The organism is Acidobacteriota bacterium, assembly GCA_040754075.1.
In the GTDB taxonomy this organism is placed as follows: domain Bacteria; phylum Acidobacteriota; class Blastocatellia; order UBA7656; family UBA7656; genus JBFMDH01.
In genome coordinates this window covers 23,936-50,470 of sequence record JBFMDH010000004.1, presented here as the reverse complement: position 1 = coordinate 50,470, position 26,535 = coordinate 23,936, and the positions used below count along the sequence as shown (strand labels likewise).

Below are 26,535 nucleotides of genomic sequence, written 5' to 3'. Positions count from 1 at the left end.
TTTGCCATATCGGTTTTCGCTTCTCTATAATGCCTTTTTGTTGTTTTGGAGAATGTCATGCCGATAACCAGAGAAGATGTTTTAAAGATTGCCGAACTGAGCCGCCTGGAACTGACTAACGATGAAGTCGAAGCCTTTACCGTTCAACTCGGTTCGATTCTCGAACACATAGACAAGCTCAATGAACTGGACACCACAGACATTGAACCAATGTCCCATAATGTGATGAGTGGCGACAGCAATGCGGCGCTGCGCAATGACCTCGTTCGTCCGAGTCTCGGTCAGCAAATCGCTACTGCGAATGCGCCCGACGCCGAAGATGGATATTTTAAAGTGCCGAAAGTAATTTAATGCCAATGTGTGTTTTGTGCTTGGTGCTTGGTACTTTGTGCTTCGTGTTTTGTCGTTGGTGCTGTCAATAAATGGATATTGCCTAACGCCTTGAAACCGAGAGCCAAGCACAAAGTACCAAGCACCAAGCACATTTTTCATGGAGAAGATTTTGTCATTAAAAGACCAATCAATTAAAGCGACGCGGGAGCGTCTCGCGAATCAAGCAATCACGGCGACCGAGCTATGCAAAGTCGCAATTGAGCGACAGGAAAAACTTGCAAACCTCAACGCCTTCATTACCACAACGCCCGACTATGCGCTGGAACGCGCCGCGCAAATTGATCGCGCCGCCCGGCAAGGCGACGACCTGCCCGCGCTTGCCGGAACCATTCTCGCCGTCAAAGACAATATGGTGATGCGCGGCATTCGCACTACTGCGGGTTCAAAAATTTTGCACAACTACATCCCGCCTTACACAGCAACTGCGATTGAACGATTGGAACAAGCCGGAGCGATTATCATTGGCAAAACCAACTGCGATGAATTCGCGATGGGGTCATCGAATGAGAATTCAGCTTATGGCGCGGTGAAAAATCCCTGGAATACCGAATACGTTCCCGGCGGCTCATCGGGCGGGTCGGCAGTGGCGGTCGCCGCAGAGATAACGATGGCGTCGCTTGGTTCCGATACCGGCGGCTCGATTCGCCAGCCTGCGAGTTTTTGCGGCGTCGTCGGACTCAAAACCACTTACGGGCGGGTGTCGCGTTATGGACTGATTGCTTTCGGCTCATCGCTTGACCAGATTGGCCCCTTCGCCAATTCCGTCGAAGATGCCGCGCAGGTTTTACAGGTGATGGCAGGGCACGATGCCAAAGACGCGACCTCAAGCGCCGCTACAGTTGATGATTACCTTGCGGCGCTTGAAGGCGACGTGAAAGGGTTGCGCGTCGGCGTTCCCCGCGAATATTACGGCGAAGGGTTGGACAGCGAAGTGAAAACCAGCGTCGAAGCGGCGATTCAAAAATTTGCCGAACTCGGCGCAGAGATTGTTGAAATCTCTTTGCCGAATTCCGAGTACGCCGTGCCGGTTTATTATTTGATTGCGACCGCCGAAGCCAGTTCAAACCTGGCGCGTTTTGATGGCGTGCGCTATGGCTTTCGCGCCGAAGAAACGCACACGCTCAAAGAGATGTACAACCGCACACGCGACGAAGGATTCGGCGCAGAAGTAAAGCGGCGCATCATGCTTGGCACCTATGCGCTTTCAGCCGGATATTACGACGCTTACTATGGCAAAGCGCAAAAGGTTCGCTCATTGCTTGCGCAAAATTTCCGCGATGCTTTTGCAAAATGCGATGTGATTGCCACACCGACCGCGCCGACGCCGCCGTTTAAATTAGGCGAAAAAACCGATGACCCGCTGGCGATGTACTTGTCGGACATTTACACCATCACGGTGAACCTGGCAGGCGTTCCGGCAATCGTTTTGCCATCGGGACTTTCATCGCAAGGCTTGCCAATCGGCGTTCAACTCATCGGCAATCATTTCCATGAAGCGCGACTACTAAGAGCCGCGCATAACCTGGAACAGGCTATAGGATTTGATTCCAAGCCTTCGCTACTTGAAGGACCATAATTATTTTTATGCGATAGCAATGCGACTTTAGGGATTGCTATCGCGCTTAATTTTCCAAACTACATCCTTGAAAAATAATCAGTCGTCTCAACCCTCATCTCCGCCTTTCGGCGTAACCGATTTGCTGTTGCTGCTCACGGCGCTCATCTGGGGCGTCAATTATCCGCTGATTAAATTCGCGCTCGAAGATTTTTTGCCGCTTGCCTTCAGCGCGCCGCGTTTTCTGGTCGCCTCGCTTTGTATGGCGGCGGCGCTCGCGTTCTCCAAGCAAGGATTTAAAGTCCAGCCGCGCCACCTCTTTCCGATGTTTCTTTTCGGGCTGTCATCAGCAGCCATCAATCAATCGCTGGTCACCATCGGCATGACTTACACCAATGCAGGGAACGCAGCGTTGATACTCGGCACTTCGCCGATTTTCACAGCGGTTATCAGCCGGTTTAGAAAACACGAACATTTCACTTCGCGCGCGGTCATCGGCTTGGGCGTTGCTTTCACAGGTTTGGCATTAATTATTCTGGCAGGAGGCAAAGCCATTCATTTTGCCGGAAGTCTGCGAGGCGATTTGATGCTACTTTTGGCAGCGGCATTCTGGGCGACTTACACCATCGGCACCAGCCATTTCGCGCACATCTATGGCTCTCTGAAAACCGCAACCATTATGATGTTGCTCGGCACCCCTGCGCTCTGGTTAGTGAGCGCGCCGATGCTTGCCAGGCAGAACTGGGCAGCCGTCAGAATGATTTCCTGGGTTGGCTTGATTGCAAGCGGCGTGCTTTCCATCGCCCTCTGTTTTATCTTGTGGAATCATTGCGTAAAAAAAATCGGCGCGACCCGCTCGGCAATTTATTCAAACATTCAGCCGGTGTTTGCCATGCTTGCCGCCTATCCGATGATTGGCGAAATTCCGAACTGGGGACAGGTGATTGGCGCGGGGGTGGTTTTTGCAGGTATTTATCTGGTGCGTAGCGGCACGATTGCCCACAACCGAGCCGAAGTGATTGAACAAGAGGAAGAAGAGATCAGCCTGGGATTGGGAAAGAGTTAGTTTTGAGTTTTCAGTTGATTGATAAAAATCTTTCAACTCAAAACTGAAAACTCAAAACTGAAAACCGATGAATCAAATTAACGCAATTCCTGAAGCTGGCGCACCCGTTCTTTAAAAGTCTTCACATAGAGCGCGATTTCCTGTTCAGTGAAATTCGCCGAGCGAAACGCATCACGCCACTGCTCATCCGTGAGTTGCGCAAGCAAGTTGCCGACCCAGCGGGCGCTTTCAACCTTCACGCCTTTGAAAATTTCCTGACAGCGTTTGCGTTTGCTGTAAAGCATCACCTCGCCGTTTTGGGTTCCGGTGATGAACGGTTCAGCGGCAAAAGCCACGGGGTGGCCTTTGGCATTTTCATAATTAATGGCGCGGTCGGCGGGAAAATCTTTAAACAAGCCAATGTCATTAAACCCCGAACCGGTGTTGCCAAGCGATGCGCCAACGTCTGAAACATAATAAATCATTTTATTCGGGTCGCCTGTTTTTTTACTTGGACGCACAATTTTGTTATTCAAATCTTTCAAGTCCCAGTTTTTGATAAGCGCGGTGACCACTTTCAATCCTTCAAATTCGCGTTTGCCTAAAAAAGGATTAGCGTCCCACGCCCAGCGACCTTCGGATTTAAACCCATCATCATCGCGTTCAAAACGGACATCGCCAATATCAAACCCGCCGCGCCCTTCGATGTGCGCCCGTTTAACGAAATAGTCCTGGTCTGCGTGATAGCCGATTGCCCATATAATGCGTGAGGCGGCGACTTCGGCGCGCACTTCGGGACCAAATTTGACGACCCATTTGCGACCCAGGTTATCTTCGACATCCATCTTTTCCGAGGTGCCGGTGGTGCGGCGTTGAATGAATTTAAAAGTGGTCGCCAGTTCCGGCGCGCCCTCTTTACCGCCCGGTCCGTAATATAAATCCCGCGCTGTGATGTCGGCAGGTTTTTCCCACATCACATGGGTTTTTGCAGTCGATGACGGCTCATCCTTGTCTTTCTTTTTCTCTTTATCTTTTTTATCCGCAGCCTTTTCGTCTTTCGATTTTTGCACTAAGGAAGTGTCGGAGAATGCCGGCATCACAGGTATAAATAAACTTACAAGAATGAAAAATAGCAACAACTTTTTCATGATGATTTCAAGGTCTCCTGTTTCGTAATAATAAGCTTGAGTTTTGGAAGATAGACGATTGCTTGTCCAATAAATGCTCTCACGGGGGATAAAAAAATCGGGGGTATTGAACCCCTGCTGTAACGCCGTCCTTTAAACAAAAATTAGACCGCGTTACCAGCAGGGGCATCAATGCTGGTCGGTTTGGATATTTGTTTCCCGACAGTTTGCTAAGTTAAAACGCGTTCAGAATTTTGTAATACTGATGTCCTGTTCGCCTTCTTCCTTAAACTTCTGGAAGAAGTAAATTCCCCAGCAAACCAGAGAAACCAGGAAAATACCCAGAGCAGTGTAAAGCCTGCCGTAGCCTTCGCCTGCGGTGTACATGTACTGATACAGGAAATAGCCACCAACAAGCAGCGAAATCAGTCCAACTAACATAAGCACATTTTTCATGGCTCCCTCCTTATTCGGTTAACAAAGAAACAAGCCAAAAACTTCCGCATTTTTAAATGCGGCTCCTGAAACTGACTGCGAGGCGATTATAACTCAACTCACAAAATTAGTGTAAGCCTGATTCTGCGCTTTGACAATTCTCGATTTTTCTTTAACGCCTCAGCAAAGATGCCGTGCGCCCCGATTGAATCAACTCACTTGCCGATTCAAAAACCGCCTCGGTGGTGACCCGCGAAGGCGACGACGAAACCAATACACGATAATCCGAATCTTCGGCATATGCCGAAGGCGAATCGGCAATTTCAATAACCGGCGCATCAAAATCCGCCGCCAGTTTGGCTACCCCACGATCATCGGTAATCACCAAACTTGAACGCGCGATGACTGCCGCAAATTGCATCGCGGTCGGTGAATTCAAAGAAACGGCTTTCGGCGGCAAAACGCTTTTCATCTCTTTCGTAAAATCATTGGTAAAAGGTTCATCCAAAATAACCATTCGCGCTTTGAAGTTATGATAAAGGCGATGCGCGGTTTCGGTGAATTTTTCAAAATCCCAGGCATCCGCGCCGCCCGCAAGCGAGGTATAGCACACCACAATCGGTTCGCCGTGCCGGGTCTCTTTGCGAAACACCGAATCTTCAAATCGCAAACTCTCTTCATTGGAAACCGGCAGCGAAAATTTCGTATCGATTTGTTTGATGCCGATTTTTTTGAGTGCGCTGGCACATTCATCAAGATGATCAGCCGTCGTTGAACTTTCGCGTTTGATAAATAAATCCAGCACGTTGGAAAGTCGCGCAGGGGTAATATGGCGGGTGCGCCAACTGAGTCTGGAAGCGATTTGGGTTTCCAGTCTCGGTGAAAAATCTATCGCCCAATCAAATTGACGACGGGTTTTGGTCATCAGGCGAATCAGCCGTTTCATTGCCCCGCCATAACTTTGCTCGTTCGGTTTGATAATTCCGAGGTCGATGGTTTCATCAACCATCTGAGTTTCACCGAGTAAATCACTGATGCCGCTATTTGACGCCACCGAAATCAATGCCTGCGGGTATCTGGCTCTCAGCGCCCGAATCGCCGGTAACATCAAAAGCGATTTGCCGAAAGGCACGACATCGACAACTAAAATTGCTCGCGGGTCATTTGCCATCACCTAGATTATAACGACCTGCCAGGCGCTCAGTCACCGCTCATTTGTCATTCAAGGCTATTTCACGATTTCAAAATCAACCCATTGCGTAGCGGTGCGATACTTCTCTTTGGCGAGTTTATCGGTAACCAGCACCTGCAAAACATACTCACCGACATCAAGCTTCGTAAAATTCAAACGTCCGCCGGTCAATATCCGCTTCAAATCCTGGCTCGGGTCAATATCGAGCATAGCGGGATGCCCTCTGTAAATCGCCGTGCCGTCTTTCCACAAAATGACTTGCGCTTCGATTTGTGGCTGGCGCGTTTTATCATCCAACCTGGCATTGTAAATTAAAAACGAGTATGACAATTCCATGCTGTTTTCAAAGCGGCGCAAAGCCGGACCCCATTGCGGATGGTCTTCGGTTAAAACCTGCGCGCTTTCTTTCGCAAGCAATGCCGGGTCGGTGTTTGCAGCCGCAGCCCTGGCATTTGCGGCGCTGTACCCTTGCGCGGTTATTCCTGAAACTGTCAGTCGCCCTTTCTTGACATCCGGCACTTCGATGAATTGATTGGCGGAACCCAGCAGCCCGGAATTTTCGTCGCGTACAGCGACGCGCAGTTGATATGCGCCAGGCTTTTTCACCGGCAGAATGATTGAGTAAATCAACCCCTGTTTGGTGAAGCGCTCGAAATTCAACTGCGTTACTCCGATGGCATAGCTGCGCAGGAATTGGTCAATGGGCTTGCCATCATCTTTGAAGGTCACTGCGGCAATGTCTACCACCGCTTTTTTATTGCCATTGGCTTCCTCGGTGTATTTCAATGCGCGGGTGTCTATATGCAACAACGACCGCATAAAGTGCCCGATTTTTTCGTCATACCCGAAAAGCGAAGTCAGCCTGAGTGGCACATCTCCCGAAGCAAATGGTGAAATCAATGCCGAAACAATTCGTTGTTCGGGTGTGCGACTCGCCGGCTTTGCTTCAACGTCAGGAATGCCGTAAAACCCCGTGCGATAGCGCACCGATAAATCCGGGCGTTTCACTTTGATAGTCAGTTTATGAAAAGCCCTGCGACCGGCGACCGGTTTAAAGGTCGAATCCTGGGGAATGTAGCCCAGCAAGTAATAACCTTGCTGGTCTTCGAGCGCGCGCGTGACACCTTTGGTTAAATCATTTGAGTTACGCAGAAAAAAGCCGCCCGTTTGGTAAGCCAGATAATTTAAACCTTGCTGGGATTCAAAAAGTTTATCGTCGCGTTCCTGTAAACGATTGCTGACTTCCTGTTGCGAGAGTCCATTGAAATTGTCCGCGGCGGTCGGACCCGTCACCACCAGACCGCGCGCATCAATGGTGTAAACGACCACCGCCGCGCGATTGGCTAAATCGGTCAAACGGCGCATGGCTTCGACGACGCGAATATTATTTTCGCCTCTGGTAAACAAACTGATGCCATCCGAAAACAGAATCACCGATTTACGTCCGGGCAAATCGCGCAAACCGCGCACAATGAAATTCAATGCGCCAAGCGTTCCGACCGAAAAAATCTCTTCGCGAAACTGGTCAATATCACCGCTGCGGCGTTCGCGTTGCTCGTCATTTGCAGACCGCGTTCCGCGCGCTTCTCTTTCACGATTCAAGGTCTGCTGGGCTTGCTCTTCAGGCGTCTGTTCAATCGGCGCAAAAGCCGAAATGCCGCCCGCCCCGTTCATATTCCAGCGGACGCGCTCGATTGCCGCATAGAGTTGGCGTTTATCGGAAGTGAATTGTTGCAAAGCGCCCATACCCGCGCCCGTGCGAATGATGGCGACCAGATCGCCCGGTTGCATCTGCTGGTCAACGAATTTTTTCAACGTCTGGCGCACATGATGGGTGCTTTCAAAGGACAGGCTCAAATCATCAACCACCAGCGCAATCGTGCGTCCCACCTGTTCGGGGCGTAATCGTGTAGGCGGAATAATCGCTGCATTTTTATTGTCCGTTTTATTGCTTTCAATTTTTGCGGGGGCTTTGGTAGCGATTGCAACATAAGAAAAATTGGTTATCTGTTGTTTACGACCGTCTTCATAAATTTCAAAATCTTCGGGTTTGAGGTCATTGATATATTTACCATTTTTGTCGGTCACCACGGCGTCTACCTGCACCAGCGTGACGCCGAGTTTGACAACATCTTCCTGTTCAGCCGGATGAGTTTGAACCGGGGTCTTTTCACTCTGCGACGGTGGAGGATTATCTTTAGGTTTTTCGGTTTGCGGTTTGGCGAAGGTCGAAATCAAAAACAGCAGCGAAAGAGCAACAGATAGTAACGAACGTAATTTCATCAAAGCCTCCATGTGCAGGCAAGTTTACTTCATCTAATGAACACCCGGACGCTGCTTCACAAACTAAAATGGCGAAAGCTTGCGGGTTTATTCCGAATCATCGGAAATCCATTTTGTCAGTGCCGCCCGCTCAGGTGGTACGAACCTGACGATGTTCAACCTAAATTTACGGCGCGAAAGCCTGGTAGCCTTTTTTATAGTAGAGCGAAATGCGCCCCAATCCTTTCGGGGCGTTGATTTTGATTTTCACATCATGCCATTTATTGCCGCTCGATGTATCCGAGGGATAAAAGCCAATAGCATACTGCCGCCGCAACATAATTGCCATGCGTGTATAAAGGTCGCCCACTTCATTATCATCAGCCGGAAAGAAAGCGCGTCCGCCGGTGAGTTCAGCGAGATATTTCAAAGTGTATGAGCCTTCAATCATCGAACTGAAACCGACACAATAAATCTGCACATCGGCTTCCTTCAACATATTTTTCAACTCTTTGAGTGAATAGCGGCTGTTGTTTTCCAAGCCATCAGACAGCAACAGGAGAGCTTTTTTCGGATGGCGTCCCTGTTTGGCTTTTTCCGCCGCCAGATAGACCGCATCATATAGCGCCGTGCTACCTTTGGCTTTAACAAAGATGGTGCGGCTCAAAATTTCTTCGGGCATCATGGTGAAGTCCTGAACCAGTTGTGGCTTGTTATTAAAAGCTACGACGAAATATTCGTCATCATCGTGCGAGGTATAAAAGAATTTTTTCAGAACTTCAAATGAGCGGGTGGTTAAATTGCCCATCGAACCCGACACATCATAAATAATGCCCAGCGTAATCGGCGCATCTTCATCGGAAAACATGGCAATGTCCTGTTTTACATTGTTGTCATAAATCTCAAAATGTTCTTTATCCAATCCTGTGACAAACCGACCATACGGGTCAGTCACCGTCACAATGAGGCTCACGAGGTTTGCCTGCAAGCGGACTTTATCGTCCGGTTTTTGCGCGTCGGCAGGCTTTGTTGATTTTTGCGAACGGTCATCTGAAGGCGGCTGTTGCTGAAAAGGAAAACTGCATATCGGCAAGTTCAAGGCAATCAAGATAGACAGGAGAGATGGGGCGAGACCTTTTTTCATCAGTTCACCGGTAAAGCGAAAATATCCGTGTTATCCCATCTGCGTGCAGTCCGATTTACGATAGCCACATCATACGCTCGCCTGTTTCTATCTTCAACCGGGATAATGTCTCAAGGCTCAAATTTCGTTGAGCAAATTCAATACCTGCTCCGTATCGTTTAAATCTTTCAGCACCGCATCGGGCGCGCAGGCGCTCAGTTGTTCGACGCTGTGAACACCGGTGGCGACCGCAAGCACCTTTGCGCCGAAATGTCTGGCGCAAGCAATGTCGCGCGGCGTATCGCCGATGATAATGAATTGTTCGGGTGCTATCGCTAATCCGCTATGTTCGCTGAGACGCTCAGCGGCGATTGCCGGCAGGTGGTCGCGGTTTTCATCATCACTGCCAAACGCGCCACGCCCTTTAAAATAGTGCCAGATGTCAACGTGCCGGAGTTTGGCTTCGGCGAGGCTTTCAACATTGCCGGTGAGCAGACTGGGAAGAAATTTTTCCGCTTCGTTTTGAATGGCGTCGAGCAATTCGCGCACCCCTCGACAGAGATAAAAGACGGTGCCGGTTTCAGACAGACTATGGAGAATTTCAACCATGCGCTTTTCAATCAACGGCAAGCGTTCACGTATCACCTGCATCGTGATGCCTTCGCATTCCAACGCCTCGCGATAAATCGAAAGGTCTGTGCGCCCCGCGAAATCGACTTCGGCGATGCGCCCGCAGGTTCCGAAAATATCTGTGAGCATGCCGTGTATCAATCCGCGATACTCAGGACGGCGGGCGGCGCGAATCAACGTGCCGTCAATATCGAATAACAGCACACGCGGTAATGAATTTGCCGAGGTTGAATGATGCGGAATCAATGTTGAAAGGTGATGCGGATTGTCTTCTTTCATAAGTCGGTAAATGATTCTTTCGCTGAAAGAACATTCTGCCTGAGCATTTGGGCGAATCGCAAAGCGGGTTTTGGAATTAGCGTCGAGCACGGCGCAAATTAAAAGACGAAGCAATTCGTGAATCATTGCTTCGTCTTTTAATTCACTCTTGATTACGGACGAGCCGCTTGATTGATAGTGAAAGTTTTTCCGGCAATCGTTACGGTGCCGCTGCGCGACACGCGATTCGGATTTGCCAGGACGGTGTAACCGACGCTGCCGTTACCCGTACCGCTCGCACCGAAGTTGACGGTTATCCAACTCACATTACTCGCGGCTGTCCAACTGCAACCGGCGGTTGCTGTCACCGAAACGGCGCTGGATACCTGACCATAACTGACATTCTTGCTGGTCGGTGAAATTGCATAACTGCAAGATGGGGTTGCGCCCGATTGCGTGACTGTAAACGTCTGCCCGGCAATCGTCAGGGTTCCGGTGCGCGAACTCGTGCTGCTATTGGCGCTCACTGAAAAATTCACGATGCCACTGCCCGTACCGCCCGCGCCTGAGGTGATGCTGAGCCATCCGTCATTGCTCACGGCGGTCCAGTTACATCCCGATTGCGTGGTCACATTCACGCTGCTGCCGCCGCCGCTTGCGGTAAAACTTTGACTGGTCGGATTGATAGTGTAACTACAAGACGGCGTGCTTCCCGATTGCGATACGGTGAAAGTTTGACCGGCGATGGTCAACGTGCCGATTCGCGAACTGGTGCCGGGATTATTCGCCACCGTGAAATTCACAACCCCGGTTCCGCTGCCGCTCGCGCCCGAAGTAATTTGAATCCAACTGTCGTTACTTGTCGCTATCCAGTTACAACCTGCTTGTGTCGTCACCGTCGCGCTGCCACCGCCACCAGTTGCGGTAAAACTCTGGCTGGTGGGGTTGATTGAATAAGTACAACTGCCGCCGCTCGTACCCGCTTGATTAATGGCATGAATGCGTCCGCTGATGATGATGTCGGCGTGACGCGCTGCGCCGCTATTTGCCGATACGCTGTAACTGATTTTTCGGGTTCCGGTTCCGCTCGTGCTGGCAAATGACACCCACGCGGGAACGTTGGTAATCGTCCACGAACAGGCGCTTCCCGCATCAATTCTAAGTTGTAAAGAACCACCAGCCGTCGTGTAGTTAGCACTGATGGGAGTAAGCGCGGTGACGCAACCCGCACCGATTTGCGTTACCGTGAAGGTCTGCCCGGCAATCGTCAAAGTCCCGATGCGTTGCGTTGAACCGGGATTTGTCGAAACCGAATAATTCACCGTGCCATTGCCCGTGCCACTTGCGCCTGTGGTAATCGTGAGCCAGGAAGTGTTACTCGTTGCTGTCCAGCCACACGAAGCCGTAGTGACGACATTCACACTGCCGCTGCCGCTGCCTGCGCCAAACAATGCGGTCGTCGGCGTAATCGTATAAGTGCAACCACCGCCGCTTGCCGCGTCCTGCGTCACGGTAAAAGTCTGCCCAGCAATCGTCAGGGTTCCCGTGCGTTGATTGGTCGTGGCATTCGCCGCAACCGTGTAATTCACCGTCGCGCTGCCGCTACCGCTTCCCGCAGAAGTAATCGTAATGAACCCGTCATTGCTCACCGCCGTCCACGCGCATCCGCTTTGCGTGGTCAACGTGATGCTGCCGCTACCGCCGGTTGCCGGATAATTTTGACTGGTCGGGTTAATCGAATAACTGCAACTGCTGCCCGCCGTGATGGTGAAATTTTGATTCGATAAATCGAAAAACACATTGCCGACAGCCTCGATTTTGAGGCGCGCCGTCGAGGTTGGATTATTAGGAACGGTAATCAATTCACTGCCGTCATTGGGGGTGCTTGCCAAAATCACAATAGGAAATGTATTGCCGCCATCGGTTGACAATGAAATTTTGACATTCGCCGCATTCACCGGAGCCGCATTGGTATTCGCCACATCCCAGGTGATGGTCTGTAGGGTTCCGCCTTGCCAGGTCACAGCCGTATTGGGTTGCGTCACCAGAAAAGGTCCCGCGGCAGATGAAACAACCACCTGCTGTATGGCGGTGTTGATGCCGCCACCGCCCACGCGATTGTCGCGAACCGTTACTTGAAAATTCATGGTGCGCGAAATCGTCGGCAAGGCTTCACCGATGGTTGTCGTGTTATTCAAAATGTTTGCGAGTTTCGGAAAGGTGCGCGAAGGATTCGAGGTTGGATTAAAGGTTCTGAAAATCGGTCGCTCGCTGCCATCGCTATCGGAATCCGGCGGCGACGGCGAACCCAAATCAAATTCTTCCCAGCAATAGGTCAACGAATCGCCGTTGGGGTCGCTCGCTGATGCGGTCAACGTAAATGGCGTGCTTTGGGGAATCGTGACGGTCGCGCCTACACCTACGGTCGGGATGGTATTGCCGGTTGCGGTTTCAACATCGCAGGAGGTCGTGCTGATGAAACTGACGATTTCCTGCAAACTTTTCACATGAAAATAATCATCGCTGTTGGGTTGTAAATTTTGTGACCCGCAGATTCCCGCGTAAGCCATAATCGTTGACCCGCTGCCCGGCTCATACGCCGCCGATGCCGAACGATTGCCGCCGCCACAATTCGAGGTTGTACCGTTGAAGGTGTGATTTGCATGAAACTGGTGTCCCATTTCGTGAGCCACATAATCAACATCGAATGCGTCGCCAACCGGCGAAGGAGAGCCGGTGACGCCTCTTGCTTTAAAGCTCGCATTGCAGACACCGAAATAAGCCAGACCTCCGCCACCGGTATTAAAAATGTGTCCAATATCGTAATTAGCCGAACCAATTCCGCTTGGCGGACTTTGATCGAGCACCCCTTGATTGGTCGTCGCATCACTGCTGGTGTTGCTATAAGGGTCTGTAGCGGCGTTGGTAAATATGATGTTGGTTTCGCCCGCAACTAACACCAGACGAACCGCCAGTTCACGCTCATAAATTCCATTCACACGATTCACCGTTGTAGTGATTGCCGCTAATGCTGAAGGTTTTGTGCCGCCATGAAAAGCGGTGTATTCACCTGAGGCGGCGACCGCCAAACGATACGTCCTTAAAGTTGTGCCGCTAGAAACATTCGGGACGACTTCAGAACCTGCGCTCTGTTGCGCTTTTTCATCACCCGTGAAATAGCACTGCAAAATTTTGGCGTCGTTGCGATAGTCGGCTTTGAAATAGGTAAGGTAATTTGCCGTGTCGTCTTTTGCGTAGGGGTCAATGTAAACCGTGCCGCGTTCGGAAAGTATCTGCGCGTGAAAACCTGTCGGCGTAAAATCAAAACGTGTGATCGCGGTCGGGTCATCAATGCCTTGCCCGCGATAGGTTTTAATTTCGGGAAACGCGGCGGCAAGTGGCGCTTCCATAATTGGCGATTCTTCAATGCGAAAAACCGAATAGCTGCCATCCGGCATCGGCAAAGTAAGCGCCAGGCTGCTGCGTTCGGCAGTTGCTGTACGCTCCAAAGGCGCTTGCGTGAGAATCTGCCTCAGTGCCGTTTCATTCAACTGTACGGTTCGATAGTTTTGCGGAATAAGTTGTCTCGCGCCTCGGACAACGATGGTTGATTCATCAATAAAATTCCAGACATTATCGGGCGATTGTGGATTCGCCTGGGTCATCGTTTCGGACGCAAGATTGGTTTCTGCTGCGCGAACCCGGTGAAGGAAGAATGCAAAAGCGGCAATGGCGATGATGCTCATCACCCCTACGCTCAGGACTCGTTTATTGAATAAAAAATCAACGAAGGTTTTCAAACGATTGCTCATTACTGCTTAACTCCAATTAGAAAATATGGTCATAGGTTACACACTGCCGGGGTCAAGGCATTGCCCGACTGGCTTTTGGTTTACGAAAAGACAGATTTTCCCACTGGTTTTATTTCAATCTCTGGGGGAAAGATTTTGATAGGTGAGCGACTTTCAAAATAACAAGCCTTAACCTAAAAGTCACTTCTTTTATTTCGCCATTCAGCTTTTGTTGCGTCCCCAATTAAACATTAAACCGGTAATGAATCACGTCGCCGTCCTGCACGATGTACTCTTTGCCTTCGAGTTTGAGTTTGCCGTGTTCGCGACACTTGGCTTCCGATTTATATTCGAGCAAATCTTCGATGCGCGCGACCTCTGCGCGAATGAAGCCGCGTTCAATATCGGAATGAATTTTCCCGGCGGCTTTCTGTGCATTGAGTCCCCGTTTAATCGTCCAGGCGCGGCATTCATCTTCGCCTGCGGTTAAGAAGCTGATTAAATCCAACAGCTCATACGCCGCATGAATGAAGCGGTCACGCGCCGGTTCTTTAATTCCCAAATCGCTGAGAAACATCTGCTGTTCTTCTGTGTCGAGTTGAGCGATTTCCATTTCGGCTTTGCCAGCCATTTGAATCAATTTGAGATTTTTCGCTTCCGCTAAGGCTTTGACTTCAGCGGGCGGCTCGCTTGCGGCTTGCGATTCATCAACATTTAAAAGCAACATCACGGGCTTCAAACTCAAAAATCGGAATCCCGCCATCAGTTGCAATTCTTCGGGTGTGAACTCAACATCGCGCAACAATTTTTCCTCTTCGAGCGCCGCTTTCAGGCGTTCAAAGAGTTCGCGCTCGCGGTCTGCGTCTTTTTCTTTTTTGAGTCGGGCAATGCGGTTTTCAATTTGCACGAGGTCTGTGAGCAACAGTTCCGTATCAAAACTGTTGATGTCGCGTATCGCGTCTGCCGGTTGCATCAGCATCGGATTATCAAAGGCGCGAACCACATGAACCAGGGCTTCGACTTCGCGTATGTGCTGGACGATTTTTGCGTCCAGTCCCGATTCCGAGCGGTCATCGCTTTGCGAACCGGCGACATCAACGAAACTGATTTCCGCGTAAGTTTTTTTCTTGGGGTTAAACAGTTCTGCGAGTTTATCAATGCGTTCATCGGGTACTTTGATAACGCCGACATTGGCTTTTTCTTTTGCGCCGTAACCGCCGACTTCGGCTTCAAGTCCGGTGAGCGTATTAAAAATGGTGGTTTTGCCTGACCCGGCAAACCCTACGAGTCCAACTTTCATGAATTCTCCTGAATCAATTTATGGTTTGGTAATCTCTCGCGGATCAACCGCGTTGATTTCCGTATAACGTTTAAAATCATCGGTATTAAAGGTGAGCAGATTAGCAATCGTATGAACGTTCATGGCGGCAACGATTCGCGCATCGTGTACCTGTCTTCCCTTAACTTGATATTGTGTGATGAGGCTTTCCCACTCTGCATAAATGGATGGTTTATCAAGGTGAAGTAGGAATAAACTTTTCAGATTGGTTAATTGTTGTGCGGCTTCATCAAAAGTTAAATTCAAACCATTGTAAGCATGCGGGCGCGTTGCCACCGCCCAAAACTCAATGAGGTTTTGTGGTAAGAGATAAAGGGCTTCACCATTTTGGCGGAGCGTTTCTATAGCCTTTTCGGAATCTTCTTGCATGGGATGTCCAAGCTGAACAAACCGCAATAGAACATTCGTATCAAGCACATAACTCATAACTGGCGCTCTTCTCTTTCCGCATAAATGCTCTCTCGGCTAACGGCATAATCGGACAAAGGAGGAGCCTTTTGTGGAAAGTTCTGTGCAAATTCTCGCAAAGCCTTTATCCACTCCTCAGAAGTCGCCCGACGTTGAAAATGGGTTTCTTCATCTTCATCAAGCGCATCACGATTTTTTTCAATCACCGATTCAAGCAAGGCTTCGACTGAGAGTCCGCGCGCCGCGGCTTCGGCAAGAATCTGTTTCGCCAGTTCAGGTGTTAATGGCAAATTCCCCATCGCTCAGCCTCCTTTTGCAATGATGATAACACACACTTAATTCGGAACGTTTAATCCGCAAAAGTCCTCAGCCTGTCCCCGCAATTCTCAATCCGCAATGCGAAGGTCACGCCCGGTCATCTGCTTGGGTTGCGGTAGTCCCAAGAGTCCCAAAATCGTCGGCGCGACATCCTGTAATGAACCGCCTTCGCGCAGTCTGCCGCGAAATTCATCAACCATGACAAATGGCACCAGGTTGGTCGTATGTGCGGTGTGCGGCGCGCCGGTCACAGGGTCGATCATCTGCTCAACATTGCCGTGGTCTGCGGTGATAATTACCGTGCCGCCTTTGGCGCGAATGGCATTGACGACACGACTCACGCAATCATCCAGGGTTTCCACCGCCTTGATTGCCGCATCAAGGTAGCCCGTGTGCCCGACCATATCGGCATTCGCATAATTGATGATGAACGAATCATACTTGTTGCGGTTAATTTCTTTCACCAGCGTATCCGTGAGTTGAAAGGCGCTCATTTCCGGCTGTAAATCGTAGGTTGCCACTTTCGGCGAAGGAATCAAAATGCGCTCTTCGCCGGGAAATTCTTTTTCGACGCCGCCGTTAAAAAAGAACGTCACGTGCGCATATTTTTCGGTTTCGGCAATGCGCAGGTTTTTCAAACCGGCATCGGCAAAAACATCGGCGAGGATTTCTTCGTGCGATTCGGGCGCAAAGGCTACGGGCAAACCGAACGCCTGATTGTATTGCGTCATGCAGGTGTATGAAACTCGCGGGCGGTCGCTCACATCGAAACCGTCGAAATTTTCTTCGGTGAAGGCGCGAGTGATTTGCCGCGCGCGGTCGGCACGGAAATTGAAAAAGATAAGGCTGTCGTTATTTTTAATCGTCGCTACCGGCGAGCCATCGGCATTCGTCAGCACTATCGGCAGCATGAATTCGTCTGTGATGTTTTCGTTGTAGTATTCGCGAATCGCTTCAACGGCATTCTCTCTTGCGCGACCTTCGCCGCGAACCAGCAAACGATAAGCTTTTTCAGTTCGCTCCCAGCGTTTGTCTCTATCCATCGCATAGTAACGCCCGATGACCGTGGCGATTTTTCCGATTTGATATTCGCGCATCCGGGCTTCGAGATTGGCAACATAGCCTGCGCCCGAAGTCGGCGCGGTATCGCGTCCATCGAGAAAGGCGTGAATAAAGACGCGCTCGACGCCTTTTTGCTTTGCCATCCGCAGCAAGGCGTAAAGGTGTTCATGCCACGAATGTACGCCGCCTTCGGACACCAATCCCATCAAATGCAAAGCCGATTGGTTTTCAAGCGCGTGATTCATGGCGTTCACCAGAGCGGGATTGCTAAAAAACTCGCCGGTTTCAATGGCATAATCGATGCGCGAAATATCCATTCGCACAATGCGCCCCGCGCCCATATTCAGGTGTCCGACTTCGCTATTGCCCATCTGACCGTTAGGTAAACCGACCGAATGACCTGACCCGTCAATCAAGGTGTGCGGATAGTTATTCATCCAATCGGCGAAATGCGGCGCGCGGGCGAGAGCAATCGCATTGCCTTCGCGTTTCGGTGAATAACCAAAACCATCAAGAATAATCAGCGCCACCGGCGCATTTTTAATATTACTCAAAACCTTCTCCCTTACTTGATAACTTCCAGTTCAAAATAAATTTCTTTGCCGCGCATCACGGCATTCAAATACTGCTCCCAGAATTTGCGAATGAAGCGCATCTGCGGATAGCGGTTATCGAGATTGATGAACCATTCAAGCCCGAAGAGATGCCACAGATTCAACACCGTCACCCGCACCAGTTTTTGTTTGAATCGCGCGTCGGTATAGAACTCAAACACGGCGCGGTCTGCGGTCAGATTGCGAAACGAATAACTGTTCAAATGATTGCGATGCGTCAAGTCGGTCGCAAAATCGGGATTCGTCCAATGCGGCGCGACGAGTTTGACAATCCCGCCGGCTCTGGTGATGCGATGCAATTCGCACATGACCGCAAGCGGGTCTTTGACGTGTTCGATGACATGACGTCCGATGATTTCATCGAAGGAATCAGCTTCAAACGGATAGGGCAACTCATCCAAATCATGAATCACATCGGCTGCCGTTCGCGGGTTAATATCCATACCAATCGCGCCCGCGACTTTATTCGCTCCGCACCCGATGTCGAGAATGCGCGGCGCAATGGTTTGCTGTACCACTTCATTTACCGGCATGCTTGTCCAACCAGCGCGTCAAATCTTTTGTCGAATTGAAATCCAGCAAGGCTTCCGCCAGTTCTTCCAATTTCGCAATCGGAAGTTTCTTGATGCGTTGTTGCGCGCGTTTGCTGATTGCGCCAACACGGCGATTCAACTGCCGTAAAACCAGCGTCACGCTGCCTTCCAACTTGCCCTGTTGCAATCCCTGTTGCAATCCCTGTTGCAATCCCTGTTGCATCCAACTGGTCACAATTTCCATAACTTCCTTTTGCTCCTTTTGCCCTATGGTTGCTACCACTTTTTGAAAAACCACTTCTTCTTCGCGGCTCAATTTCAAATAAGTATCAATAAACCCCGAAATCATTTGCATCTTTGCACGGTTTAATTTCAAGGTCGCCAACAACCGCAAACATTCCATCTTCACGCGAGGGCGTTCTGCGGCTTGCATTCCCATCTTCGCCATCAGGGCGCTTGCCACAGGGTTTTCCTGCCGCAAATAATCGCGCCAATGCAAACGGTTCAACTGAATCACCTCGTAGTTAAACTCTAATACAACCTTGTTGGGAAATGCCACACGATGCACATTCGGCTCCGGGCGCTTGGGTTTATCGTAAGAAAAAATGACTATCGGATAAACCGGCAACGCGAACTTTTCATAAAGCCGGGCAAAATAGCGAAACAACCGCCGTCCGAATTCGCTTTCGGCACGCCCTTGATGCTCGATTAAAATCAGAAAGAAGACCTCAGAATTTTTGAACCGCGCTTTAGCAACCAAATCCGCTTCGTGACGGTCGCCCGTCGTTACGTCCGTAAAAACCTCTTTATCGAGAAAGGAGATGCCTTCACGATGGAGGTATTGACGCATCTCAGGCAAAAAGAGGTCGATGAACTCAAAAAAGAAGGTCGAGATTAATTCTTTAAATAAGCGGTCGTGGTCTATCATTGATTTCTGATTGATAATGAAGCGACGCAACGGTTTGGTCGCGATTTGAATTCCCGCGATGTTTGCTAACTCCGTTTAGGCTTCATGCGATTCATGGTTTTATGAATCTTTTTCCACTTCTCTTTGCGTTCAAGTTCCAGGCGTTTATCGGTCTGAGTTGCGAGGTACGCCAACTCTTTTTGCATCTTCTTATAATTTTCAAATCGCGCCGCATCAAGCGTGCCGTCGCTTAGGGCTTCTTTCACTGCGCAATTCGGCTCGCGCTCATGTTTGCAATCGTTGAACTGACACCCTTCGGCAATCGCTTCGATGTCGGAAAAGTTATCGGTCAAGCCTTCGCTTGCATCCCACAACTGCAACTCGCGCATTCCCGGCGTATCAATCAACAATCCGCCTTCGGGCAAGACAATCAACTCGCGGTGGGTCGTCGTGTGACGCCCTTTATCGTCGGTTTCGCGAACTTCTTTGACTTTCTGTTTTTCAACGCCCATCAGTCGGTTAATCAAGGTCGATTTGCCGACGCCCGATGAACCTAAGAAGGCAATCGTATGTCCGACGCTCAAATAGGGACGCAGTTGTTCGATACCTTGATTGAATTTGGCGCTCAGGGTGTGAACTGCCCCCCCCATTGCCACCTGCTCAACCTCCTGTTTAGTCTTCTCAAGGTCTTCGCATAAATCGGCTTTGTTCAAAATAATCACCGGGCTTGCGCCGCTTTCGCGCGCCACCACCAGGTAGCGTTCAAGCCGTCGCAAATTAAAATCACTATTCAATGCCTGCACCAGAAAAACCGTATCGACATTGGTGGCAACAATCTGTTCTTCGGCATCGCGACCCGGTGCGCGACGTGAAAATTTTGAGAAGCGCGGCAAGACGGCGTGAATAAAAGCGCGCTGTTCATCGGGCAGGAGATTCACTACTACCCAGTCACCAACCGCAGGGAAATCGGCGCGACTCAAGGCTTCATAACGAATTCGCCCGATGATTTCCGCCTGAAATTCGCCCTCCTCGGCAAAGATGCGATACTGACCGCGATGCTCCAAAGCGACGCGACCAACCGTAAAGCCCTGCGCTTTGTACGGCTCAAAGGCGTCGACAAAAAATTCATTCCAACCGAGGTGTTGTAAATCAGGCATAGCTTCTTTGAACAATGAAGAGGTGACGGGGTGAAGAGGTGAAAAGCTGACAGGTTGATATTTGCCTATTCACCTCTTCACCTCCACACCTTTTCACCTCTTCATCTTTAGACGCCGCCAAAGGCAATCGAGTCCCAACCTTTGACCATTTGCGCTTTGGTGTAAGCGAGGCGAAAACCCGCGCGTTCGACATTGCGTTGCGAACCGCTGCCGGGCGTGGTGCCAACCATCGCTAATTCACAGTTGAGTTCAAGCGCCAGTCGCAACCGCGCTCGCAATAAAGCTGATTGCGCGCCGCGATTGCGAAACCGGGTGAGCGTGCTGGTGCCAAAAAGCGAAGCGATGCCATCATTGATGGCAACCGTCCCTGCACCCGCCGCCTGTCCATCAATCCAGGCGATGAAACAATGGGTGTTAGGCATTTGCAAAAACGGCTCGAAAAATTCAATCGGAATTGCTGCGGATTCCTCAACCGTTGAAAAGCCATATTTGACGGTCTCCATCCAGATGCGGCCCTCGCTTTCTCGCGCCTCACGAACTTCAACACCAGGCAGGCTGTCCGGCAATTGCAACCTGGCGAGTTCCAGAATCCAGGTGTTGATGAATTCGCCAAACTGATAGTTGCGTTCGCCAAGCAGGTGCATCAGTGACGAATGCGCCAATGGACAAAGGTCAATCTGGGTCATCGAATCGCGGCTGCGATAAAAATCTTCGATGAACTCCAAATCCTCTTCCGCAACTTGTCCGCGTAGTCCAAACCCGACGGCGCGGCTCAGAGGGTTGTTCTTTCCCGCATAGACCACACTGCCGCCGGAAAAGAATGCGTAAGCGGGGCTGAGTTGCGGTTGCAATCGCTCAACCGCTTTCGCATACGCCACGTTCATCAGCGAATCGCTGTCTTCAAGGCGCTCAGCAAGTTTTAAATCCAAAAATAACATGAAGATATTTTAACCACAGAGACACTGAACAGAAGAAAGGGAGAAAAGGAGAAAGGGAGAGATCGCACATTTCCCCTCTTCACCTTTTCACCTCCTCATTTCTTCGCGGCGCTTTTACGTTTCGCGGAAACACTGGCGCTGGCAAAAGCCGCAAATCCTGAAAAGCGTGCCGCTGCGCCGAGTTCTTCTTCAATGCGCAATAACTGATTATATTTTGCAATGCGGTCGGTGCGGCTCGCCGAACCGGTTTTGATTTGTCCGGCATTGGTGGCAACCGCCAGGTCTGCAATGAAGGTGTCTTCGGTTTCACCCGAACGATGCGAAATGACCGAGGTGTATTTGTTGGTCTTTGCGAGTTCAATCGTATCAAGAGTTTCAGTGAGCGAACCGATTTGATTGACCTTGACTAAAATGGAATTCGCCACGTTTTCGCGAATGCCGCGCGACAGATATTGCACATTGGTGACGAACAGATCATCGCCGACAAGCTGCACTTTGTCGCCGAGTTCTTTGGTTAAGAGCGCCCAACCCGTCCAATCCGATTCCGCAAGCCCGTCTTCGATTGACACAATCGGATATTGCGAAACCCAATCAGCCCACAGCGCAACCATCTCTTCGGGGCTTTTTACGGATTTGTCGGATTTGTGAAAGACGTACTTGCCTTTGTTATAAAATTCGCTTGCGGCAGGGTCTAAAGCGATGGCTACCTGTTCGCCGACTTTGTAACCAGTCTGTGTGATGGCTTCGAGTATGGCTTCGATAGCCTCTTCATTCGATTGCAAACTTGGCGCGAATCCGCCTTCGTCACCAACCGCAGTTGAATAACCGCGTTTTTTCAACACGCCTTTGAGCGCGTGAAAAACTTCAACCCCGGCGCGCAGAGCTTCAGAAAATTTCGCAAAGCCTGCGGGAACGATCATGAATTCCTGAAAATCGACGTTGTTATCGGCGTGCGCGCCGCCATTGATGATATTCATCTGCGGCACCGGCAGGGTTCTTGCGCCAACGCCACCGAGATAGGCGTAAAGCGGAAGCCCGATGGTATCGGCTGCCGCCCGCGCATTGGCGAGCGATACGGCAAGGATGGCATTGGCGCCGAGTTTTTTCTTACTTGTCGTGCCATCGGCGGCAAGCATGAGTCCATCAATCTCGCTTTGCAGTAGTGCATCTTGTCCGATGAGCAATTTGGCGATGATGTTGTTGATGTTGTTTATGGCTTTTTGTACGCCTTTGCCGAGGTATCTTTTCTTATCGCCATCGCGCAATTCGAGGGCTTCGTTTTCGCCTGTCGATGCGCCCGAAGGCACTGCTGCGCGACCGATGACGCCGCTTTGCAGTGTAACTTCTGCTTCAACGGTCGGATTGCCGCGTGAATCGAGTATCTCTCTGGCGCTGATTCGTTCAATTAATGTCATAGTTATTAATTCCTCCTCTGAGTGTCGGTTACCGAGTAAAATCAAATTTGCAAGTATAGCTTAGTCCCGCAACCTTGCGAAAGCTACCTGCTGCTGGCTATAGTGCCAATTTACAATTACTCGCGGAGTTACTCTGAAAACTCCGACTCATTATTAAGGAGATGCGCTTCGGCGCGATTGATTAAATGGAAAAGAGAGAAATCACCCTGGGGCATAGTCCTGACCCGGACGATGCCTTCATGTTTTATGCCCTCGCGGCAGATAAAATCGATACCGGCAATTTAACTTTTCGTCATATTATCGAAGACATTGAAACCCTCAATCACCGCGCCCTGAAAGCTGAATTGGATGTCACAGCCGTGTCGATACACACTTACGCCTATGTTTTGAAAGATTATGCGCTGCTCACTTCGGGCGCCTCGATGGGCGATAATTATGGACCGCTACTGATTTCAAAAAATCCCCTGACGGTTGATGAAGCGAAAAGCAAAACCATCGCAGTTGCAGGCAAAATGACCACCTCGGCGCTCGCTTTGCGCTTGTGTTTGGGCGCAGTGAAAACCGTTGAAATCCCTTTCGATAAAATCATGGATGCAGTTGAAAGCGGCGAGGTCGAAGCCGGGTTATTGATTCACGAAGGGCAACTCACGTACAAAGCGCGGGGCTTTCATAAAATCATCGACCTCGGCGAATGGTGGATGGAAGAGACCGGCTTGCCGTTGCCGCTTGGCGGCAACGCGATTAAAAAATCGCTGGGGCAGGAAACCATTCAAAAAATTTCCGATTTGCTACGCCAGTCTATCGAATACGGACTCGCGCATCGCGAAGCCGGCGTTCGTCATAGCATGAAATATGGTCGCGGCATGGCTGAAGATTTAACCGATACGTTTGTCGGCATGTATGTCAATGATTTGACCATTGATTACGGCGAACGCGGACGTCAGGCAGTACAGTTGTTGCTCGAACGCGCCTATAAAGCCGGGATTATTCCAAGCCCGGTTGAATTGGAATTTGCTTAAAAGAATCACCTGATTTGCCAAACGATTTTCGACGTTGAAGAAGCGGTCTTTGACTGCGTTCAGCAAGTCGTGAATATTCTGATTACCAAATTTATCGGGCGAGTCATCTGCAATTGATAAAAGACTCGCCTGTTTGAAAAAGTATTTCGCCTCAGAATAAACGTCTTCCTGCGTAAATCCATACCAGTCGTCCGGGAAATCTTTATGCATAATTCTGTCGGCACACCTGAAAGACCTGCTCGCATAGCGGTTATCGGTGCAGGACCCGCAGGCTTTTACACCATTGAAGCCTTACTCAAACAACCTGATTTACATTGCACGATTGACCTGTTCAATCGCTTCCCGCCGCCATTCGGTTTAGTGCGCGAAGGCGTCGCCCCAGACCATCAAGCCATCAAATCGGTCACCCGCATTTACGATAAGATCGCCAGCGACAAACGTGTACGCTATTTCGGCAACGTCACTTTCGGCTCGGATGTTTTGCACGAAGAGATGAAACAATATTATGACCAGATGGTTTACGCAGTCGGCGCGCAAGCCGACAGGCAATTGCACATCCCCGGCGAAGATTTGGTCGGCATCTATTCGGCAAGAGCCTTTGTCAACTGGTACAACGGGCATCCCGATTATTGCGGTTGGCAATTCAATCTATCGCATGAACGGGTGGTCGTCGTCGGCAATGGCAATGTGGCAATGGATGTGGCGCGCATACTGGTTACGCCGCCGGAACGCTTGGCGGAAACGGACATCGCTGATTATGCCCTCAAAATGTTAAAGAAAAGCAAGGTGCGCGAAGTCGTGATGCTTGGTCGTCGAGGACCCGAACAGGCGGCTTTCACGACGCCTGAACTCAAGGAGCTGAGCGACCTGACGGGCGCAAATATTTTTGTTTCGCTCGAAGATTTACAACCCGACCGCATCGGGCAGGACACACTGGTGCCGCATAAAATGGTCAGTAAAAATATGACCGTTCTGCGCGAATACGCGGAGCGCAAAAATCAAAAAGCCAAACGCAACATTCGTATGCGCTTTTTTGTTTCGCCCATCGAATTGCGGGGTAAAAATGGTATCGTTCATTCGGTAAAAATTGAAAAGAACGAACTGGTTTCCGATTCATACGGAATTTTACGCGCCAAAGGCTCAGGACAATTTGAAACCATCGAAACCGGAATGGTGTTGCGTTCGGTGGGTTATCGCAGCGTTCCGCTGCGCGGCGTGCCGTTTGACGAAGCGGGCTATCGCATTCCCAATGTCGCGGGGCGCGTCGTCTATTACGCCAGCGGCGAACCGGTCATGGGCGAATATGTTGTCGGCTGGGCAAAGCGCGGCGCCAGCGGCGTCATCGGCACCAATCGACCCGACGCCTTTTCGACGGTTGCCGCAATGATTGAAGATTTGCCGAAGCTTCGTGGCGTTTCCGATAAACATCGCAACCCGGTTGAAATCGAACACCTGTTAAAAAAACGCGGCGTCGAATATGTGACCTATGCCGACTGGAAAAAAGTGGATGCTTATGAACTGGCGCGCGGCAAAGAGCAAAATCGCCCGCGCGTCAAAGTCTGGCAGGTTGCCGATATGCTCGAAATCATTCGCAAATTCTGATTTTTTCGCCAATCAATTTTCCTAAGCGCCGAAAATAAATTATTTGTAGCTGTTTTGAGGTTTTGTATAATACCCGACTGAGGTGATGATCATGTTGCGAAACCAAAAACTTTTTATTCTGTTCGCGCTTTTGGCAGTTTCGGTAATGGCAATAACTTCGCTTGACGCCCTGGCGCAAGACCCAACCGGAAGACCGACCAAAACGCCACCGAAAACCCCAAGCAAGACGCCTGCAAAAAATCCTGATCGAACGCCTGTGAAAACCCCACCGAAAACCCCACCCGCGCCAACCGTGATTCTCACGGTCTTGAGCGACCCGCCCGACTCAACGGTGTTTATCAATGGCAACAAACGCGGCACGACCAACGAAGAGGGCAAATATCAGTTGGAAAAATTGCCGCTTGGTCGTTATACGGTCGAGGTAAAAAAAGACGGCTATTTGGCAGGGTCACAGATTTTCGATGCGGGAACCGAATCGCCGACGCTGGTTTTCAAGTTGCAACCTGACCTCGAAGAACCGACCAAACAGTTTGAATCCCTGATTGCCGCCGGAAGTCTCATCGGCACCGAAGCGCCGAATGCTTATGATTTGGTTTTGAAACTGGCAAGCAAATATCCGAATCGCCCGGAGGTTGAACAGATGCGCGGCGTACTTGCTGCAAAGTTGGTGGAATCGGCAAAGCCGACCATTATGACCAGTGTCACCAACTGGCGCAAAGTCGGGCGCGATGAAATGGCGCGTTCTGCCGAAGCCGCGACCAAAGCCGTTGAACTCAAACCCGACGATACTCGCACACAGGTCGAAGCCGCTTATCTGCGCGCCATCACAGCTTTGCGCGATTGGCAAACCGGGAGCAATGCCGATGGACTCAACGCCGCAAAAACCGAACTCGAAGGGGCGATAGCCAAAGATGAAGCCTTTGCGCCCGCGCAGTATCAACTTGGCGTTGCCAAATTATTTGAAAGCGATTTTGGCGGCGCGGAATCGGCTTTTCTCACGACACTCAAACTGGAACCGCGATGGGCGGTGGCTTATATCGGACTCGGCAATGCCTATCGCATCGGCTTGAAATATAAAGAAGCGATTGAGACTTTCCGCAAAGCTCTCGATATTGAAAAGAATAATGCAGCGGCACAGGCAGGATTAGGACTCGCGCGCGCCCTCAAAGGCGAAAAAGACGGCATAAAAGATATGGAAAAAGCTGTGCAATGGGATTCTACAAGTGGTCTTGCGAATTATCATCTCGGCATCTTCTTTTCCAACTCAAAGAAAAACAATGACCTCGACCGCGCAATGAGAGAATTGAATACGGCGATGCAGAAAAATACCGGCAACCTGGAATTCCAAAACAGCAAAGCCGAACAACTGATTGCCGAAATTCAAAAGAAACGAAAGAAGTAGGTAAACTTCT

General features: G+C 50.3%; 22 protein-coding genes. 6 read left to right on the top strand and 16 right to left on the bottom strand.

From position 1 onward, the window contains the following. The first annotated feature begins 57 nt into the window (after positions 1–57). The 3 genes from gatC (at position 58) to AB1757_05905 (ending at position 3,014) form a co-directional block, all read left to right on the top strand. Positions 58–351 carry an Asp-tRNA(Asn)/Glu-tRNA(Gln) amidotransferase subunit GatC gene (gene gatC, locus AB1757_05915; GenBank protein MEW6126557.1) on the top strand — a complete coding sequence of 98 codons (294 nt, stop codon included), beginning with the start codon at positions 58–60 and terminating at the stop codon, positions 349–351. A 139-nt stretch (positions 352–490) separates the two neighbouring features. Further along, the gene (gene gatA, locus AB1757_05910; protein MEW6126556.1) at positions 491–1,969 is read left to right on the top strand and encodes an Asp-tRNA(Asn)/Glu-tRNA(Gln) amidotransferase subunit GatA; all 1,479 of its coding nucleotides are present in this window, start codon (positions 491–493) and stop codon (positions 1,967–1,969) included. Positions 1,970–2,036: 67 nt separating this feature from the next. Further along, entirely contained in the window at positions 2,037–3,014 is a 978-nt protein-coding gene (locus tag AB1757_05905; GenBank protein MEW6126555.1) for a DMT family transporter, read from the top strand. A 77-nt stretch (positions 3,015–3,091) separates the two neighbouring features. Here AB1757_05905 and AB1757_05900 read toward each other — a convergent pair whose 3' ends face one another. The 16 genes from AB1757_05900 to eno form a co-directional block, all read right to left on the bottom strand. Then, positions 3,092–4,141, bottom strand: a complete 1,050-nt coding sequence (locus tag AB1757_05900; GenBank protein MEW6126554.1) for a hypothetical protein — start codon at positions 4,139–4,141, stop codon at positions 3,092–3,094. Between the two features lie 225 nt (positions 4,142–4,366). After that, positions 4,367–4,576 carry a hypothetical protein gene (locus AB1757_05895; GenBank protein MEW6126553.1) on the bottom strand — a complete coding sequence of 70 codons (210 nt, stop codon included), beginning with the start codon at positions 4,574–4,576 and terminating at the stop codon, positions 4,367–4,369. A gap of 151 nt (positions 4,577–4,727) precedes the next feature. Next, entirely contained in the window at positions 4,728–5,729 is a 1,002-nt protein-coding gene (locus AB1757_05890; GenBank protein ID MEW6126552.1) for a hypothetical protein, read from the bottom strand. A gap of 54 nt (positions 5,730–5,783) precedes the next feature. Further along, positions 5,784–8,030, bottom strand: a complete 2,247-nt coding sequence (locus AB1757_05885) for a VWA domain-containing protein (protein ID MEW6126551.1) — start codon at positions 8,028–8,030, stop codon at positions 5,784–5,786. Positions 8,031–8,196: 166 nt separating this feature from the next. Then, positions 8,197–9,153 (bottom strand): VWA domain-containing protein, encoded by a 957-nt coding sequence (locus AB1757_05880; protein MEW6126550.1) that lies wholly within the window; start codon positions 9,151–9,153, stop codon positions 8,197–8,199. Between the two features lie 117 nt (positions 9,154–9,270). Next, a complete protein-coding gene (locus tag AB1757_05875) occupies positions 9,271–10,041 on the bottom strand; it encodes an HAD hydrolase-like protein (protein ID MEW6126549.1) in 771 nt (256 codons plus the stop codon). A gap of 152 nt (positions 10,042–10,193) precedes the next feature. Further along, positions 10,194–13,832 carry a BACON domain-containing carbohydrate-binding protein gene (locus AB1757_05870; protein MEW6126548.1) on the bottom strand — a complete coding sequence of 1,213 codons (3,639 nt, stop codon included), beginning with the start codon at positions 13,830–13,832 and terminating at the stop codon, positions 10,194–10,196. Positions 13,833–14,055: 223 nt separating this feature from the next. Then, a complete protein-coding gene (ychF, locus tag AB1757_05865) occupies positions 14,056–15,111 on the bottom strand; it encodes a redox-regulated ATPase YchF (protein MEW6126547.1) in 1,056 nt (351 codons plus the stop codon). 18 nt (positions 15,112–15,129) lie between these two features. After that, a complete protein-coding gene (locus AB1757_05860; protein MEW6126546.1) occupies positions 15,130–15,576 on the bottom strand; it encodes a type II toxin-antitoxin system VapC family toxin in 447 nt (148 codons plus the stop codon). Continuing rightward, complete coding sequence (locus tag AB1757_05855; protein ID MEW6126545.1) at positions 15,573–15,857, bottom strand: hypothetical protein; 285 nt, start codon at positions 15,855–15,857, stop codon at positions 15,573–15,575. The genes AB1757_05860 and AB1757_05855 overlap by 4 nt, the downstream gene beginning before the upstream one ends. A gap of 87 nt (positions 15,858–15,944) precedes the next feature. Further along, positions 15,945–17,492 (bottom strand): 2,3-bisphosphoglycerate-independent phosphoglycerate mutase, encoded by a 1,548-nt coding sequence (gene gpmI / locus AB1757_05850; GenBank protein ID MEW6126544.1) that lies wholly within the window; start codon positions 17,490–17,492, stop codon positions 15,945–15,947. Between the two features lie 11 nt (positions 17,493–17,503). Continuing rightward, entirely contained in the window at positions 17,504–18,085 is a 582-nt protein-coding gene (locus AB1757_05845) for a class I SAM-dependent methyltransferase (GenBank protein ID MEW6126543.1), read from the bottom strand. Continuing rightward, positions 18,072–19,013, bottom strand: coding sequence for a DUF4351 domain-containing protein (locus tag AB1757_05840; GenBank protein MEW6126542.1), 942 nt, complete (start codon positions 19,011–19,013; stop codon positions 18,072–18,074). Before AB1757_05840 ends, AB1757_05845 begins: the two co-directional genes overlap by 14 nt. 65 nt (positions 19,014–19,078) lie before the next feature. Further along, entirely contained in the window at positions 19,079–20,149 is a 1,071-nt protein-coding gene (gene rsgA, locus AB1757_05835) for a ribosome small subunit-dependent GTPase A (protein MEW6126541.1), read from the bottom strand. A gap of 107 nt (positions 20,150–20,256) precedes the next feature. Continuing rightward, positions 20,257–21,078, bottom strand: a complete 822-nt coding sequence (locus AB1757_05830; protein ID MEW6126540.1) for a GNAT family N-acetyltransferase — start codon at positions 21,076–21,078, stop codon at positions 20,257–20,259. 104 nt (positions 21,079–21,182) lie between these two features. Then, positions 21,183–22,502 (bottom strand): phosphopyruvate hydratase, encoded by a 1,320-nt coding sequence (gene eno / locus AB1757_05825; GenBank protein ID MEW6126539.1) that lies wholly within the window; start codon positions 22,500–22,502, stop codon positions 21,183–21,185. A gap of 185 nt (positions 22,503–22,687) precedes the next feature. Between eno and AB1757_05820 the strand changes: the two genes are divergently transcribed. From AB1757_05820 to AB1757_05810, 3 genes are all read left to right on the top strand, one after another. Continuing rightward, positions 22,688–23,521, top strand: coding sequence for an MqnA/MqnD/SBP family protein (locus AB1757_05820; GenBank protein MEW6126538.1), 834 nt, complete (start codon positions 22,688–22,690; stop codon positions 23,519–23,521). A 204-nt stretch (positions 23,522–23,725) separates the two neighbouring features. Beyond that, complete coding sequence (locus AB1757_05815) at positions 23,726–25,123, top strand: FAD-dependent oxidoreductase (protein ID MEW6126537.1); 1,398 nt, start codon at positions 23,726–23,728, stop codon at positions 25,121–25,123. A gap of 91 nt (positions 25,124–25,214) precedes the next feature. After that, complete coding sequence (locus tag AB1757_05810) at positions 25,215–26,525, top strand: tetratricopeptide repeat protein (protein ID MEW6126536.1); 1,311 nt, start codon at positions 25,215–25,217, stop codon at positions 26,523–26,525. The last annotated feature ends 10 nt before the right edge of the window (positions 26,526–26,535 follow it).

What these genes read in the sequence shown, in the direction of transcription:
- AB1757_05855 (MEW6126545.1), bottom strand. Translation starts at nt 15,857, where the DNA reads ATGGGGAATTTGCCATTAACACCTGAACTGGCGAAACAGATTCTTGCC.
- ychF (MEW6126547.1), bottom strand. Translation starts at nt 15,111, where the DNA reads ATGAAAGTTGGACTCGTAGGGTTTGCCGGGTCAGGCAAAACCACCATT.
- AB1757_05870 (MEW6126548.1), bottom strand. Translation starts at nt 13,832, where the DNA reads ATGAGCAATCGTTTGAAAACCTTCGTTGATTTTTTATTCAATAAACGA.
- gatC (MEW6126557.1), top strand. Translation starts at nt 58, where the DNA reads ATGCCGATAACCAGAGAAGATGTTTTAAAGATTGCCGAACTGAGCCGC.
- AB1757_05875 (MEW6126549.1), bottom strand. Translation starts at nt 10,041, where the DNA reads ATGAAAGAAGACAATCCGCATCACCTTTCAACATTGATTCCGCATCAT.
- AB1757_05900 (MEW6126554.1), bottom strand. Translation starts at nt 4,141, where the DNA reads ATGAAAAAGTTGTTGCTATTTTTCATTCTTGTAAGTTTATTTATACCT.
- AB1757_05810 (MEW6126536.1), top strand. Translation starts at nt 25,215, where the DNA reads ATGTTGCGAAACCAAAAACTTTTTATTCTGTTCGCGCTTTTGGCAGTT.
- AB1757_05885 (MEW6126551.1), bottom strand. Translation starts at nt 8,030, where the DNA reads ATGAAATTACGTTCGTTACTATCTGTTGCTCTTTCGCTGCTGTTTTTG.
- gatA (MEW6126556.1), top strand. Translation starts at nt 491, where the DNA reads ATGGAGAAGATTTTGTCATTAAAAGACCAATCAATTAAAGCGACGCGG.
- AB1757_05840 (MEW6126542.1), bottom strand. Translation starts at nt 19,013, where the DNA reads ATGATAGACCACGACCGCTTATTTAAAGAATTAATCTCGACCTTCTTT.
- AB1757_05845 (MEW6126543.1), bottom strand. Translation starts at nt 18,085, where the DNA reads ATGCCGGTAAATGAAGTGGTACAGCAAACCATTGCGCCGCGCATTCTC.
- AB1757_05895 (MEW6126553.1), bottom strand. Translation starts at nt 4,576, where the DNA reads ATGAAAAATGTGCTTATGTTAGTTGGACTGATTTCGCTGCTTGTTGGT.
- eno (MEW6126539.1), bottom strand. Translation starts at nt 22,502, where the DNA reads ATGACATTAATTGAACGAATCAGCGCCAGAGAGATACTCGATTCACGC.
- AB1757_05860 (MEW6126546.1), bottom strand. Translation starts at nt 15,576, where the DNA reads ATGAGTTATGTGCTTGATACGAATGTTCTATTGCGGTTTGTTCAGCTT.
- AB1757_05815 (MEW6126537.1), top strand. Translation starts at nt 23,726, where the DNA reads ATGCATAATTCTGTCGGCACACCTGAAAGACCTGCTCGCATAGCGGTT.
- rsgA (MEW6126541.1), bottom strand. Translation starts at nt 20,149, where the DNA reads ATGCCTGATTTACAACACCTCGGTTGGAATGAATTTTTTGTCGACGCC.
- AB1757_05880 (MEW6126550.1), bottom strand. Translation starts at nt 9,153, where the DNA reads ATGAAAAAAGGTCTCGCCCCATCTCTCCTGTCTATCTTGATTGCCTTG.
- AB1757_05820 (MEW6126538.1), top strand. Translation starts at nt 22,688, where the DNA reads ATGGAAAAGAGAGAAATCACCCTGGGGCATAGTCCTGACCCGGACGAT.